Annotated in this window: 11 protein-coding genes and 1 riboswitch; of the genes, 8 read left to right on the forward strand and 3 right to left on the reverse strand. The window is 62.7% G+C overall.

The window, feature by feature from the left end; all coding sequences use genetic code 11:
• The first annotated feature begins 40 nt into the window (after positions 1-40).
• A complete protein-coding gene (locus ACTAQJ_RS11510) occupies positions 41-2,014 on the forward strand; it encodes an APC family permease (RefSeq protein WP_498702118.1) in 1,974 nt (657 codons plus the stop codon).
• A gap of 108 nt (positions 2,015-2,122) precedes the next feature.
• Positions 2,123-2,965 (forward strand): DUF559 domain-containing protein, encoded by an 843-nt coding sequence (locus ACTAQJ_RS11515; protein WP_498702119.1) that lies wholly within the window; start codon positions 2,123-2,125, stop codon positions 2,963-2,965.
• A gap of 94 nt (positions 2,966-3,059) precedes the next feature.
• Here the strand turns inward: ACTAQJ_RS11515 and ACTAQJ_RS11520 are convergent, their stop codons facing one another.
• The gene (locus tag ACTAQJ_RS11520; RefSeq protein ID WP_431118647.1) at positions 3,060-3,635 is read right to left on the reverse strand and encodes a helix-turn-helix domain-containing protein; all 576 of its coding nucleotides are present in this window, start codon (positions 3,633-3,635) and stop codon (positions 3,060-3,062) included.
• Positions 3,636-3,901: 266 nt separating this feature from the next.
• Here ACTAQJ_RS11520 and ACTAQJ_RS11525 point away from each other — a divergent pair, with 266 nt between their 5' ends.
• Entirely contained in the window at positions 3,902-5,443 is a 1,542-nt protein-coding gene (locus tag ACTAQJ_RS11525; RefSeq protein ID WP_498702120.1) for a sodium:solute symporter family protein, read from the forward strand.
• A 209-nt stretch (positions 5,444-5,652) separates the two neighbouring features.
• Positions 5,653-5,772, forward strand: a riboswitch (SAM riboswitch).
• Positions 5,773-5,960: 188 nt separating this feature from the next.
• On the opposite strand, the gene ACTAQJ_RS11530 is transcribed toward ACTAQJ_RS11525, so the two are convergent.
• Positions 5,961-6,155, reverse strand: coding sequence for a hypothetical protein (locus tag ACTAQJ_RS11530; RefSeq protein ID WP_224093790.1), 195 nt, complete (start codon positions 6,153-6,155; stop codon positions 5,961-5,963).
• A gap of 254 nt (positions 6,156-6,409) precedes the next feature.
• On the opposite strand from ACTAQJ_RS11530, the gene ACTAQJ_RS11535 reads away from it, so the two are divergent.
• From ACTAQJ_RS11535 to ACTAQJ_RS11545, 3 genes are all read left to right on the forward strand, one after another.
• A complete protein-coding gene (locus tag ACTAQJ_RS11535) occupies positions 6,410-7,573 on the forward strand; it encodes a VIT1/CCC1 transporter family protein (RefSeq protein WP_498702121.1) in 1,164 nt (387 codons plus the stop codon).
• A gap of 144 nt (positions 7,574-7,717) precedes the next feature.
• A complete protein-coding gene (locus ACTAQJ_RS11540) occupies positions 7,718-8,530 on the forward strand; it encodes a matrixin family metalloprotease (protein ID WP_498702180.1) in 813 nt (270 codons plus the stop codon).
• 118 nt (positions 8,531-8,648) lie between these two features.
• A complete protein-coding gene (locus ACTAQJ_RS11545; protein WP_498702122.1) occupies positions 8,649-9,563 on the forward strand; it encodes a matrixin family metalloprotease in 915 nt (304 codons plus the stop codon).
• Here the strand turns inward: ACTAQJ_RS11545 and ACTAQJ_RS11550 are convergent.
• The gene (locus tag ACTAQJ_RS11550) at positions 9,560-10,696 is read right to left on the reverse strand and encodes an LOG family protein (RefSeq protein WP_498702181.1); all 1,137 of its coding nucleotides are present in this window, start codon (positions 10,694-10,696) and stop codon (positions 9,560-9,562) included. The two genes, ACTAQJ_RS11545 and ACTAQJ_RS11550, sit on opposite strands and share 4 nt — an antisense overlap.
• 74 nt (positions 10,697-10,770) lie before the next feature.
• Here ACTAQJ_RS11550 and ACTAQJ_RS11555 point away from each other — a divergent pair, with 74 nt between their 5' ends.
• Both ACTAQJ_RS11555 and ACTAQJ_RS11560 read left to right on the forward strand, forming a co-directional pair.
• Positions 10,771-11,574 carry a gamma-glutamyl-gamma-aminobutyrate hydrolase family protein gene (locus ACTAQJ_RS11555; RefSeq protein WP_498702123.1) on the forward strand — a complete coding sequence of 268 codons (804 nt, stop codon included), beginning with the start codon at positions 10,771-10,773 and terminating at the stop codon, positions 11,572-11,574.
• Between the two features lie 121 nt (positions 11,575-11,695).
• The gene (locus ACTAQJ_RS11560) at positions 11,696-14,608 is read left to right on the forward strand and encodes a chitobiase/beta-hexosaminidase C-terminal domain-containing protein (RefSeq protein ID WP_498702125.1); all 2,913 of its coding nucleotides are present in this window, start codon (positions 11,696-11,698) and stop codon (positions 14,606-14,608) included.
• Positions 14,609-14,920 lie beyond the last annotated feature (312 nt).

Below are 14,920 nucleotides of genomic sequence, written 5' to 3' on the forward strand. Positions count from 1 at the left end.
CTCCTTCCGTGAGCAGCACCCTGCTGCCCGAAAGGACAACGTGACCACCCTGACGAGGCCGCCGGCCGATCCTGCCGACCGGCACAAAAAGGCATTCCACCTCAAATCGTGGCTGCTGGAAGGAATGCCGGATACCTCGGGCAAGCGGCAGGGTCCGCACGGACAGCCTGCGGAAGCCCACAAACCGCAGGCCTGGTGGAAGGTCATGTGCCTGACGGGCCTGGACTACTTCTCAACGCTGGGCTATCAGCCTGCGATCGCGGCCCTGGCTGCGGGATTACTGTCGCCGTTGGCCACGCTGCTCCTGGTCTTCGTCACCTTGGCTGGCGCACTGCCTGTATACCGTCGCGTTGCCAGGGAAAGTCCTCGGGGCGAGGGTTCCATTGCCATGCTCGAGCGCCTGCTTCCTCGATGGGGAGGCAAGTTGTTCGTCCTGGCGCTCCTCGGTTTTGCGGCCACGGACTTCATGATCACCATCACCCTCTCCGCCGCCGACGCCACAGCCCACCTCATTGAGAACCCCTTTGCTCCGCACTTCCTGGAAGGCCAGCAGGTTGTCATCACCCTGGCCCTGATTGCGGGACTGGGCATCGTCTTCCTGCGCGGATTCAAGGAAGCCATCAACGTGGCCGTCGTCCTGGTCGCCGCCTTCCTGGCGCTGAACCTTGTAGTGGTCGTCGTCTCCATCAGCCATGTCTTCACGGAGTCCCGGGTCATCTCAGACTGGTGGACCGCGCTGAACACATCCCACGGCGATCCCATCCTGATGATTGCCCTTGCGCTGCTCGTGTTCCCACGGTTGGCCCTCGGCCTCTCGGGGTTCGAGACCGGCGTCGCAGTCATGCCACAGATCAAGGGACATCCATCCGACACTGAAGCGAAGCCATCCGGCCGGATCAAAGGTGCCCACAAGCTCCTGACCACCGCCGCCATCATCATGAGCTCGTTCCTCATCACGTCCAGCTTCACCACCGTCATGCTGATCCCGGCCGCGGAATTCGAACCCGGCGGCAAGGCTGACGGGCGCGCCCTGGCTTTCCTCGCCCACAAGTTCCTGGGCGACGGATTCGGCACGGTGTACGACGCCAGCACCATCGCTATCCTTTGGTTTGCCGGTGCCTCAGCCATGGCCGGCCTCCTGAACCTGGTCCCCAGGTACCTGCCGCGCTACGGCATGGCTCCAGCCTGGGTCCGTGCACTGCGTCCACTCGTCCTGGTCTTCACGGTCATCGCCTTCATCGTGACGATTATTTTCCAAGCCGACGTCAACGCACAGGGTGGCGCCTATGCCACGGGTGTCCTCGTCTTGATCACCTCCGCCTCCATCGCGGTAACGCTGTCCGCCCGGCGAAAGAAACAACGGGCCCAGTTCATCGGCTTCGGAGTGGTTTCCCTGGTCTTCATCTACACCACCGTGGTCAACTCGATCGAGCGTCCGGACGGCCTGAAGATCGCCGCACTGTTCATTCTGGGCATCATGGTGGTGAGCTTCATCTCCCGGATCCGGCGTGCCTTCGAGCTCCGTGCCACGCATATCAAGATGGACCAGACTGCACTCGAATTCACTGCGAACAACGTCGACGGACCGGTCCGGATCATCGCCCATGAACCAAAACACCTCAGCGCCGGGCGGTACCGGGAGAAGCTCCAACACGCGCAACAGGCCAACCACCTGCCGCTGGATTGCGATGCGGTGTTCATCGAGATCATTGTTGACGACAGCTCAGACTTCGAGCAGGAGCTCCAGGTCGTGGGCAAGCAACGGCATGGCTTCAAGATCCTGGAAGTCCACAGCAACAACGTGCCCAACACCCTTGCCGCCGTCTTGCTTCACATCCGCGACGTTACGGGTTTCATGCCGCACATCTACTTCCGCTGGACCGAGGGCAATCCGATCTCCAACCTCAGCAAGTTCCTGTTCTTCGGCGAGGGCGAGATCGCGCCCGTGACCCGCGAGGTACTGCGTGAAGCTGAGCCGGACATCACCCGGCGCCCCTGGGTCCACGTGGGCTGACTGCGCGGCGGCTCGGAGCACAAACTGGGAGAAGGCGTCGCCCCGGCGTTGCCCACATACGGCAAGTTAGTCATTTCACGCGGCATGGGCAGCGTGTGGACTGGCCTGATGGATGCCTTCCAGTATCTCCAAAAAGTCGGCGGAGTTGCCCGAACCGGGCAATTGCTGGCCGCAGGCTACTCGCGCGCGGACCTCGCACGCCTGTCAAGCCAAGGGGCGCGACAGCCTCGGCGCGGCGTCTTCATGCTTGGGGAGCACAAACCAGAGTTGGCAGCGGCCCTACGCCATAACGCCCACGTCTCCTGTGCCAGCGCCGCCCCGCATTATGGGCTGTGGCTGCGCAAAACACCCGATCTCCATCACTTGGCCTGCAACCATGGGCATGGTCTTGGCTTCGTCAGACACAGAACCAACAGGTTCGATCCCCATCCCACGCTCCCCATTGCCGCCGTCGAGGACGTCGTGCTGCACGCGATGGCGTGCCTGGAACCACCCGCATCGACGGCAATCGCAACATCGGCGATTCGCTTGCACGGTGTGCCACTCGAACTACTGAAGGAGCAGTTACGGGGAGATAGGTCGCGGCCTGTTCTCGACGCGCTCAATGAGCTGGACCTGAGTGCGGATTCCATTGTGGAGATCGATGCGCAGCACTTGTTCCGCGCTCACGGCATCGCCTTCAACTCCCAAGTAGCGATCCCTGGAATCGGGCGCGTCGACTTTCTCATTGAGGACTTCCTCATCGTGGAAGTGGACGGTTTCGCGTATCACTCAAGCAGGAAATCCCTACGGAATGACCTTGCGAGGAATAATGCCTCCACGGTCAACGGATTCTTGGTGCTGAGGTATCCGCCGGAGGTCATCTGGTTTGAACCGGAGCGCATGCTTGCAGAAATTCGGGCAGTCCTCAGCCTCCCACGCGACGCTCCTCCCCGGTTCGTGGCGCAGTGAATTCGGCCAGGCCGCGGGATTCCACGGCCCACTCACCAAATCCGGACGGCAAGCGTCGGGCAACTGGGACGGACCGCGGCGCAGCGCGAAGGGCCTAGCGGCTCGCTGCGGGCACCAGAATCCAGAGGACCTCGACGGTTTCGTCCGTGGGATTGACCCAGGTGTGGGGTTCACGGCCCGGGAAGGAGAGGGTGTCCCCTTCTTCGAGGTCGTACTCCTCGTTGGTCAGGATGAGTTTGATGCGTCCCTTCACCACGTGAAGGACGTCAACATCGCAGTCCACGGCGTAGAGCTCGTTCTCACCACGGCCCCGCGGTTCGATGGTGGCCTGAAGGATCTGCAGGCGCCGCTCCGAACGGGCCGTCAACAAGCGCTCCACAATGCCTTGGCCACCCAAGGAAATCCGCGGACCGTCGTCGCGCCTCGTCAGGTGGGTTTCCGGAGCGGCAAACAAGTCCCCTACCGACACAGACAAGACCTGGCAAAGGGTTACCAGGGAAGCGACCGACGGCGACGTCAGGTCCCTCTCGACGCGGCTGAGGAAGCCCTTGGTCAGTCCCGTGGCGTCCGCCACTTGCTCGATGGTGAGGCGCTGCGCCTGGCGGGCTGCGCGGATTCTGGAACCAATGGCAACGGGTACGTTGCTTGGTTCAACGGGGAGAGCCTTCATTCACGAACCTTTCAGGCCTGTCATTGGGCCCTGTCATTGCAGCAATAGTAGCGGGATCACGGGCTGTGGGAGCCACAAACAGCCCGATGATGAACAAAGCCCCTTGACTGTTACTCCCATCACAACATATCCTCATAGGCAACAAGTGTTGTCTGTGAGACACAACACGATCCCCAATCTCCCATCATCAGCACGGAGACTTCGGCACTTCCCAGGAGTATCGTCGAAAACCCCAACCTCCGTGCACCAGCTCCAAGGAGCCACTCATGGACTCATCGTTCATAAACATCGCCATTGTGGTGGTGTACCTGCTTGCCATGCTTGCATTCGGCTGGTGGGGCAAGTCCCGCACCAAGAACAACAGCGACTTCCTGGTGGCTGGCCGCCGCTTGGGACCCTTCCTTTACACAGGCACCATGGCCGCAGTTGTCCTCGGTGGCGCATCCACCGTCGGCGGCGTCGGCTTGGGCTACAAGTTCGGCATCTCGGGGATGTGGTTGGTAGTCGCAATCGGCTCCGGCGTCCTCCTCCTGAGCTTGCTCTTCGCCGGCACCATCCAGCGCCTGAAGATTTACACGGTCTCCCAAATGCTGAGCCTTCGCTACGGCAGCAAGGCCACTCAGACCTCCGGAATCGTCATGCTGGCCTACACCCTCATGCTCTGCGCCACATCCACCGGCGCATACGCCACCATCTTTGTCGTCCTCTTCGATTGGCCGCGCTGGATGGCGATCGCCGTCGGCGGTGCAATCGTGCTTGTTTACTCGACCATTGGTGGCATGTGGTCCATCACCCTTGCGGACCAGGTCCAGTTCATCATCAAGACCGTAGGCATCTTCTTCCTGATGCTCCCATTCGTCATGAACGCAGCCGGAGGACTCGACGGCATCCGTGAGCGCGTCGATGCGAGCTTCTTCCAGATCGACGGAATCGGTGTCCAGACGATCATCACGTACTTCGTTGTTTACACTCTCGGACTCCTGATCGGCCAGGACATCTGGCAGCGCGTCTTCACCGCCAAGACTCCCAAGGTTGCACGCTGGGGCGGAGCGACGGCCGGCGTTTACTGCATCCTCTACGGTGTGGCTGGCGCCCTGATCGGCCTGGCTGCCCGGGTAGCACTCCCCAACATCGATGTGGCCAACCTTGGCAAGGACGTGGTGTATGCCGAAGTGGCAACGAACATCCTGCCCATCGGCATCGGCGGCCTGGTCATGGCCGCAGCTGTTGCAGCCATGATGTCCACCGCTTCAGGTGCCCTGATTGCCGCCGCCACCGTGGCTCGCGCAGATGTTGTTCCGTTCGTTGCCAGCTGGTTCGGCAAGACCATCAACACCGACGACACCGAAAACCCCGAGCACGACGTCAAGGCCAACCGTTACTGGGTTCTTGGCCTGGGCATCGTTGCGGTGCTGATCTCCATGGCCGCACAGGACGTGGTTGTTGCCCTCACCATTGCCTACGACATCCTGGTAGGCGGCCTCCTCGTCGCGATTCTCGGCGGCTTGGTGTGGAAGCGCGGAACCGGTATCGCTGCTGCCTGGTCCATGGCAGTGGGCTCGGTATTGACGCTGGCCTTGCTCATTCTGTTCGCAACTGGAGTCATTCCGAGCGTCGATGGCGTCTACGCCAACGAGCCCATCTACTACGGCCTGGCGGCCTCGTTCGTGGCCTATGTCGTGATTTCCCTCCTCACGCCTCCCACGGATCCCGAAGTTCGGGCCGCTTGGGACAAGCGCGTGGCCGGTGCGGTCTCTGACGAATTGCCCCTGGAGGCTCACCCTGTCAGCAGCCACAACGCCAGCTAGCTGAGCAGACCCAGCCCAAGTAATGTTCGACGGCGGCGCCGCCCCTTCCCGGGGCAGCGTCGCCGTTGCGCTTTCCGCCTCGATTCGCCCGTTGCTAGGCCCGCTCTGCGCGCTATCCCCACCCCTTGGCACGCACACCAGGCCCCACAACGGAGGGACCGAGGGCCATACTTCTCCCGGATGGCACTCCTCCAGTACAGTGGTCCCAGCTTCAAGAGAGGTGGCGCCAAGCTCCGACTGGCCACACACCAACCCCATGTTCACGGGTGGTTCGGATGAGGAAGCGGCCCGCCCCGGACCAGAGACAACCGAGCGGGCAAGAGCACTCCCCCAAAGGAGCAGTCCTTGCCGTACCAAGCCCTCAGCACCGCCGGCGCTGGCGCAGGCTGTGCGTCCATCGCGGTGGTGTGAAGAGTCAAGGACGTTGACTGTGACTGTTGCAGCGCTCGGGCGTACGTCGGGACTGGAGCGGCATTTCAGATTCGGTGAAGACGGCCCTGCCTAGAACAAAACGGTCCTAGAATTCTTCGTCTTCTTCCCCGCGGAACTCTTCGGTTTCATCCAGAGGGACCACCCGCTCGTCGTCATCCGGGACGTCGATTTCCTCCACCCAGGGTTCGTCGACTTCCTGGTCATCGCTGTAGTCATAAGCGGGGTCTGACTCGATGGTCTCCCGTTCCGGGTGGTTGGCGTGCGGTTCGGTGGTGTCCATGCTGCAACCTCCGTCTGGTGGGCTGGCAAGCAGCCTGCTGACCGAGTGCGGGGAGGGCCCCCGCCCCTGTCCTTCCATCTGAGCACTGTGCTTGAACAGGGTCAAGGCACGCCTGGAGCAAGGCAGGATCGAGCCCAAAATTAAGGCACACCGAACATTCCCACTAAGGAATACCGGCCAAAAGTCCGCGCCAATAAGCGGTACAGTGGGCGTGCAATGGGGCCGCAACTACCCCACCCAGCACAGGAGAAAAAGTGCAGAAGCACCAGGAATCCCACGGTTCGTCGAGCCCCGCTCCGGACCCCGCCCCCGGATCCGGAACACCGCCCCAACCAGTCCCGCCCACGGCCGCGGACATCAGGCGCTGGCGCCAATACCTGGCCGATGAGCGTGCCGAAGCCGCCGTCTACCGGGAGCTCGCGCAGCGTCGTGACGGCGAAGAACGCCAAATCCTGCTCGCCTTGGCTGAGGCAGAAGGACGACACGAGGCACACTGGCTCAAGCTCCTCGGAGAGCATGCTGGAATGCCGAAGGGAGCATCAACCCGCAGCCAGCTACTGGGCTTCCTGGCCCGGCACTTCGGCTCCGTTTTCGTGCTCGCTTTGGCTCAGCGCGCGGAAGGCCGCTCCCCCTACGGTGCCGAACCTGCCGCGACCCCGGCCATGGTTGCCGACGAACAAATCCACGAAGAAGTTGTCCGAGGCCTTGCCACGCGTGGACGCAATAGGCTCTCCGGTACCTTCCGCGCCGCTGTTTTTGGTGCCAACGACGGCCTGGTGAGCAACCTTTCACTGGTAATGGGTATGGCCGCAACGGGCGTTCCCAGCCCGGTGGTCCTTATGAGCGGTGTTGCCGGATTGCTGGCCGGCGCCCTGTCCATGGGTGCCGGTGAATACGTTTCGGTCCGCTCGCAACGGGAGTTGCTCAACGCCACGCTGCCCACGCAGGCTACCCTCGCAGCCGCCCCTTCTTTGGACATCGAACACAACGAGCTCGTGCTGGTGTACTTGGCCCGCGGCATGACCCGTGAGGCCGCCGAGCACCGCGCAGCCGAACGCATGGGACTCTTCAGTTGCGACTGCGATCCCAGCCTTTCGTTGCAACCCGAAAAGGAGCAGCCCACTGACGACCACGAAACCGTGGGGTCTGCCTGGGGTGCTGCGATGTCCAGCTTCTGCTTCTTCGCCTCCGGTGCGATCGTGCCTATCCTTCCGTTTATTTTCGGCATGACGGGTGTGGCGGCACTGCTGGTAGCCGGTGTTCTGGTGGGCGTCGCGCTCCTGGCGACTGGCGCCGTCGTCGGGCTGTTGTCCGGGACCTCACCGCTGAGCCGTGGCTTCCGGCAGCTGGCGATCGGACTGGGTGCCGCGGCCGCCACCTATGGGCTGGGCCTCGCGTTCGGAACGATGATCGTCTAGGCGGTAATGTTGGTTCGTCCTCCGCGCGGCCCCGCGTGACCGGGGCGTAGGGAATGGAGAACCGTGGATTCGGAGCAGCCGCCGTTGCGCGCGCCAAAACACCGTCGTGCGGGCACAACCCTCCGAATTCTTCGCGGCGTCCTCATGGCCGGTGTCGCCGCCGTCGTGGCTGTCCTTGTCAGCGGTTTGCTCCATGGCGATCCGCGAATCATCGGGCTGTTTCCAGGAGTGGCGCTGCCCAATTCGCCCAAAAGCGAGCCGATCCAACAGACCCCTGCCCGCGCCCTGGACGCGCCGCCTCCAGGAATCGACGAGGCGGACGCCCCACTGGCATCGCCGCCGCCCCCAGCCAACGCCAGCGATTCGTACAAGTTCCTGGCAACCAACGACGACGGCACTCCGGTGGGGTACTCCCCGTGCCGGCCCTTGCACTACGTGGTAAATGACGCCACCGCACCTGAGGGAACGGATGCACTGCTTGCCACCGCAATCGCCAATATTTCCGCAGCGTCGGGAATCCAATTCATCAACGATGGCAGCACGGACGAGTTGCCTACCGCCAAACGCGAACCGTACCAACCGTCCAAGTACGGTGACCGGTGGGCACCCTTGCTGATTTCATGGACCACGCCCGAGACGGCTCCGGCGCTGGCTGAGACCGTCATCGGTACGGGCGGCAGCACCATGTACTCACTCAACAATGGTCCCAAGAGCTACATCACAGGCAGCCTGGAGCTCGACACCCCGCAAGTAGCGGAGCTTCTTGCGGAGGACGGCGGTTCGGACTATGTGCTGGCCGTTATGCAGCACGAGCTGGGGCACGTCATGGGTTTGGATCATGTTGATGATCCGGTTCAGCTGATGTACCCGGAGATCGGCGCCCCTGACGGATTGGCCGCCGGCGACCTGAACGGCCTTCACCTCCTGGCCTCGGCTCCTTGCCGCAAGGACATCTAAAGCAGCGCAGCTTCTCACGAATCGCCCATGGACTCGCGGTCCCATGGGTTCTATCCTGACGGAAGCGGCCGACGGCGGCGCCCCACCGTCCGATTGGGCCGTCCCGTGAGGGGGTTCGATGGAACCTTATGGGTCGCCAGAGTGGCCAGACCCCTATCCCCCGCCGCCTTATCAGCAGCATGCCACGCCGCCGCCCAGGCCCCCCATCAAACACAGCAGCATCGCGGCCATCCTGTTCCTGTTCGGCGTCATCGGTTTGGTCTGCGCCGGCGCCTACTTCAGCGGCGAACTGCAAAGTTTCTGGTCTGATTCCACGACGCAGAGCCAAGCGCCACGGCCCGGACTGGTTCCCTTTGGCCAACGTCAGGATCCGCTGCCCGGCTTTGAGGAAGCCAACGCACCCCTGGGCAAGCCGGCGCCGTTGCAGAGGACCAGCACTTCCTACAAATTCCTGGCCGTCAAGGAGGACGGAACTCCCCTGGCATACTCCCCTTGCAGGCCGATCCACTACGTGGTGAACTCGGATCTGGCCCCAACGAGCTGGTATTCCATGGTGGAGGAAGCCGTTCGGCAGGCCAGCCTCGCCTCCGGGCTGCAGTTCATTTATGACGGTCCGACCTCCGAAATCCCCAGCACCAACAGGGCCGGCTACCAACCCACCACGTACGGTGACCGTTGGGCGCCTGTGCTCATTGCCTGGACCACGCCGGAGCAGGTGCCGCGGCTGACGGGCCAAACGGTGGGCCTGGGCGGAAGCTCTTCCATCGGCCTGAGCAACGGCTATAAGGCATACGTGACCGGCTCGGTATCGTTGGATGCGCCGCAGTTCGCCGGGATCATGGACTCGCCCCAGGGCAAGGAAGTGGGCACGGCCGTGATCATGCACGAACTCGGACACGTTCTTGGTTTGGACCATATAGATGACCCCCGCCAGCTGATGTACGACCAAGCCTCGTGGGTTCGCGAGTACGCCACCGGGGACAAGACGGGCCTTGCCCAACTCGGCTCCGGCCCGTGCAGCAAGGACTTTTAGCCTGCGGCCACCACTGCGAGCGCGTCCTCCACGGTGTCCACCAGGAAGATCCTGTCCGCCATGGGCCTCCCCGCCGCGAGGCTGCGCAGCATCGGCCATGCCGGGTAGGTCTGTTCCCAATGATCGCGGCCCACCAGGACCATGGGAGTGATTGTTTCGGGGGCGCCGTAATAGTTTTCGCAGGCGTCCTGGAAGATCTCCTGCACGGTTCCGGCCGAACCGGGCAGGAACACGATCCCGCCGTTGCAAAGCTCCAGGAGGATCGCTTCCCGGATCGCGTTGGCGAAGTACTTGGCGATGTGGGTGGCGAACAGGTTTGGTGGCTCGTGGCCGTAGAACCAGGTGGGTATGCCGAGCGTTGCGGTGCCTTCCGGATAACGTTCGACGACGGCGGCTGCTTGCCGCGCCCAAGCCGACACCGAGGGCCTGAACCCGGGTACGGACGCGAGCGCTTGCAGCGCTGCGGTGGAATCGGCGTCGGGCACTCTACTGAGGTAGGCGCCCATGTTGGCCGCTTCCATCGCGCCAGGGCCACCGCCAGTGGCTACCGTGAATCCGGCTTGCGCGAGCAAGCGACCCAGCCGCGCGGCGTCGGCGAATTCCTTGGTTCCGCGCTGGGCGGCGTGTCCGCCCATGACGCCCACGAGTTTGGTGCCTGCCAGGTCACCGTCTTGCAGCAGTTCATCCAGGGCGTCGCCAATCGCGTGGTCGTGGAGGGCGGCGGCGAGCGTTGCGTCAAGGCTTGCACGCTTCCCGGGAAGGATGCTCCACTCATAAATCCGCGCGTCCAGGGTGGCTTCATAATCGGTAGCGGAAATGTCCTCGTAGAGTTCCCTGGCTGTGTAGAGGGTGCCGCGATACGGGTTGAAGGGCACGCCGCGCATCTTGGGAAAGATGAGCGCGCCCCGGCTTCGAAGGCTCTCCTCGATGCCGTCGTCGAAAGTGCATCCGAGGAAGATCGCGCCCTGCGGGTCCATCATTTTCAGTTCCCGCGAGCGTCCGCGAAGGTCCAGCGACTGCGCGTGCCAGCCGTGCATGGATCCTGCCCCGGAAGTAACCAGTTTGTCGAAATGGACGATGCTTTCGACATCGAGCGTCCGTGGACTTGGGTTCAAGGCACCGGAGGGATTCATGGCATCAGCGTAGTAGTGCTCAACGGCTTGAGTCCCGTTTACGCGCGGGGCGATGTTCCGTTGCATGATGAAGCATGAAGACTTCAGATGAGGGCGGCGCTGGCGCCCGGCCACGTATCGGAGTTCCGATTCGCCTTAGCAGCTCGGACAACCCCGACACCCGCGTGGGCGAAGCCAACCAACTGTTCACCTTTATTGTGGATTTGCTCCGTGAAGCCGGTGCACAGCCGGTGTTGCTGACCCCCGTTTCGGCCGACAGCGCGGGGCGTCTGGCCTCCGTCATGAAAACGCTCGACGGCGTGCTGCTGCCCGGTGGCGGGGACCTGGAACCGCGTCTTTATGGCCAGGACCCGGACGATTCGGTGTATGACGTCAACCCGGAGCAGGACCATCTGGACATTGACGTTGCCCGGGCCACAATCGACGCCGGCCTTCCGCTCCTGGGGATCTGCCGCGGTCATCAGTTGTTGAACGTGCTCTATGGCGGGACGTTGATCCAGGACATGGCGCCGTCTACCGTCAACCACAACGGATTGAATCCCGACGACCCCGCGGCCGGTGAGTGGGCATGGCATGACGTTGTGCTCGCACCGGGGTCCAAGGCCGCCGCCCTCTATGGCGCGCCGGAAGGGACCTCCATCAAGATCGCTTCGGGGCATCACCAGGCCGTGGCCAGGGTGGGAGAAGGCCTGGTGGTCACGGCGATCGCCGACGATGGCACTGTGGAAGCGCTTGAAGATCCTTCCCGCTGGGTGGCCTCGGTGCAGTGGCATCCGGAAGCTTCCCAACTTCCTGATGAGGAGCGGTTGGCACCTTTCAAAGCGTTCGTGGAAGTGTGCCGGAACCCTGTTCAGCCTCGCCCCGGAGGAGTACAGTAGCGCTCACTGCATCGCTTTCCGTTCCGCTGAGAGTTCGGCGAGCGCATAACTCCATTCGAATGACGTCCTGCGGGCGTCGTAAGTTTGCCGGCTGGGGGGCCCAACATCTGCTCAAAGGAGCATGGTTGTGGACCGTCCAAAATACGTCCGTCGTCCGAATCGGCAAGCTCATTTTTTCGGCAGGCGCCTCCTCAGCCTTCTTCTGGGTCCGGCTTTAGCCTTCGCGGGACTCGTCGCATTTTCGGGCGCCCCCGCGGCGGCGGCCGTACCGCCGTGCGCAGGTACCGGCGGGGCCATGCAGATCGTGGCCCATACGGACGATGACCTGATTTTCCTCAGCCCGGACTTCATGAGGGATATCCAGGCCAAGCGGTGCGTCCAGACAGTGTTCACCACTGCGGGCGAAGCTGGCGAGGGTGCCGCGTACTGGAAGGGCCTGGAAGCTGGAATCAGGGCCAGCTACTCCAAGATGGCAGGGGTGTCTGATTCGTGGACAACCTCGGACGCAGGCGTTCCCAACCGTCCGCTGACGATGCAAACCCTCAATGGCGCACCCAACATCTCAGTGGTGTTCATGCGGCTCCCCGATGGTTTCCCGAATGGTGACGGCAGCGCGGCGTACAACGATCAGAGCATTCTCAAACTCTGGGATGGACGGCTTTCCTCCATCAGGCCCGTGGATAATGCAGCCACGTTCACCAAGTCACAGTTCCAGACGGCGCTGAACCGGCTGGTTGCCAACTTCCAACCGACCACGTTCCGTACCCAGGATTGGACTGGCAACTTTAACAACCCCTACGACCACAGCGACCATTGGGCGACCGCAAAATTCGCCCAGTTGGCTACCCGCAGCTACACCGGCCCCCACACTTCCCTGGCGTACGACGCGTACGTGATTGACGAGTACCCCCAGAATGTGACGGGTGCTGAACTCACTGCGAAGGTGGACACGTTCGTGCGGTTCGCCGATTTCGACATGTATATCTGCAGCAGCCCAGGCGAAGGATGCCCCGATTCCCCCTACGATGAGTGGCTGAAACGGCAGTACATCACAGCCATTGAGTGGGTGGGCAATGCTGCGAAATCTGCAGGAACTACCGTCACGGCGTCATCCCAGAAAGCAACAGCCCAGAGTCCGGAAAAGGCCCGTGATGGGTACGACTGGGGTGCCCCCATGGACGCAACCCGTGAGTGGGTAACAGCCGGCGAAAAGGCGGGCAGCTGGATTCAGTACAACTTCTCCCCCACAAGGACCATCAACTCGGTGACCTTGTTCGACAGGCCGCTCCTCTCGGATCAGGTCACCGGTGGAAACCTCCTGTTCTCGGACGGAAGCACGGTGACAGTCCCAGCGCTTCCCAACAACGGCTCTGGGTTCACCATCAATTTCCCGGCAAAAACCGTGAGCTCTGTGCGTTTGAACATCACCTCAGTCAGCTCCACCACCACCAACGCCGGTTTGGCCGAGTTTGAGGCCTACCTCGGGACAGACAATGTGGCCCCAGTAGTCACTGCGACGCCTCCGGGCGGAACATACGCGGTGGGTCAGACCATCACCCTGTCCGCCAATGAGACGGCGACGATCTACTACACCACCGACGGCAGCAACCCCACGACGGCGAGCAGCAAGTACGCCAGCCCCATCCCGCTGAATGGCCCGATGACCCTGAAGTACTTCGCCGTTGACGGCGCCAACAATTCTTCGACCGTGGCCACGCAGACGTACTCCACGGGCCCGGATATCACCAAGCCCGTGGTGACAGCCAACCCTGCGGGGGGCGCCTACGCAGCAGGTACCACCATCACGTTGTCCGCCAACGAGCCAGCGGAAATCCGCTACACGGCGGACGGCACCGATCCTCTCACGGCGGGACTGGTTTACACAGCGCCAATTACGTTCAATGGGCCGGGGCCCATGACCCTGAAGTACTTCGCGAAGGACACCGCTGGAAATACGTCCGACGTCGCAACACAGACGTACACGATTCCGCCGGACACGACGGCCCCAGTGGTGACGGCCAATCCCACCGGACGGGCCTTGGCCAGCGGCGCCACGATCACGCTGAGCGCCAACGAGCCTGGGGCGGCGATCTACTACACCACGAATGGCAGCACCCCCACAGCCACGGAGTCTGCTACCAATATCAAGTACTCCAGCCCTATCGTGATGGGCAATTCCACCCTGACGCTCAAATACATAGGGGTGGACACCGCAGGCAATACGTCGCCCGTCGGTACCCAGACGTACACCGTTCCCGTCGCCGGACCGCCGTCGGCCCATGACTTCAACGGCGACGGCCGCGCTGACGTCCTCGCGGCTGATACCGCCGGGAACCTGTACCTGTACCCGGGCAACGGCGCGGGCGGGCTCTCCCCCCGGCAGCTTGCTTTGGCTGCGCCGGCCTGGTCATCCAACACGGACACCATCACCCCGGGTGACTTCAACAGCGACGGAAAGCCGGACCTCCTGGCACGATCCGGGGACGTCCTGTGGTTCTACCCCGGTGACGGTGCTGGCAGCTTTGGCGCACGGAAGCAGGTCAGCATCGGTTGGAGCACCATGACGCAGATCTTCTCACCAGGGGATTTCAGCGGTGACGGAATTCCCGATTTCATGGCACGTCGCAGCAACGGCGACCTCCGTTTGTATGAAGGAAATGGTGCTGGCGGGCAGCGGACTCCCTACACCGTCGGCTGGGGTTGGGGCGTCATGAACGCCATCTTCAGCACTGGTGATTTCAACAGCGACGGCAAGGCAGATGTACTGGCGCGGCGCACTGATACAGGCGCATTATGGCTATATCCGGGCAATGGTTCCGGGGGCTGGCTGCAATGGACGCAGATCGGGACGGGCTGGGGAACCCGCACTGCGCTGGCCGGGCCACGGGACCTTGACGGCGACGGCAAGAACGACGTCGTAGGCCGTATCGGAGACACTTTGTGGCTCTATCCCGGATCGGGAAGCGGAACGCTCAGCAACGTTCCGCCCGTTAGCCTCGGCACGGGGTGGCAGGCCATGAAGGTCATCGCCTGATCAGCCCCCATAGACCTGGCGCGGGTCGGAGTTTTCCCCCAGACTCATCCGGCCCGCGTCAGCTACGTCCGATCCTCTCGCACATCGAAGCCCCTTTCGGCCGATCCTCTCTCACATCGAAGCCCCTTTCGGCCGATCCTCTCGCACATCGGGGCCCCTTTCGGCCGATCCTCTCGCACCTCCCCCGCGCGGCAGGTCCCGACGTCGGCACCCAAGTCGGGTGCCGACGTCGTGGCTTTCCTGAAGCAAGGGAGAGAGGAACGCCGGCAATCCCCAAGGATGTGAGAGAAGATCGGGGAAAAAGCCGCAGGA

It is taken from the genome of Arthrobacter sp. alpha11c (assembly GCF_054149985.1).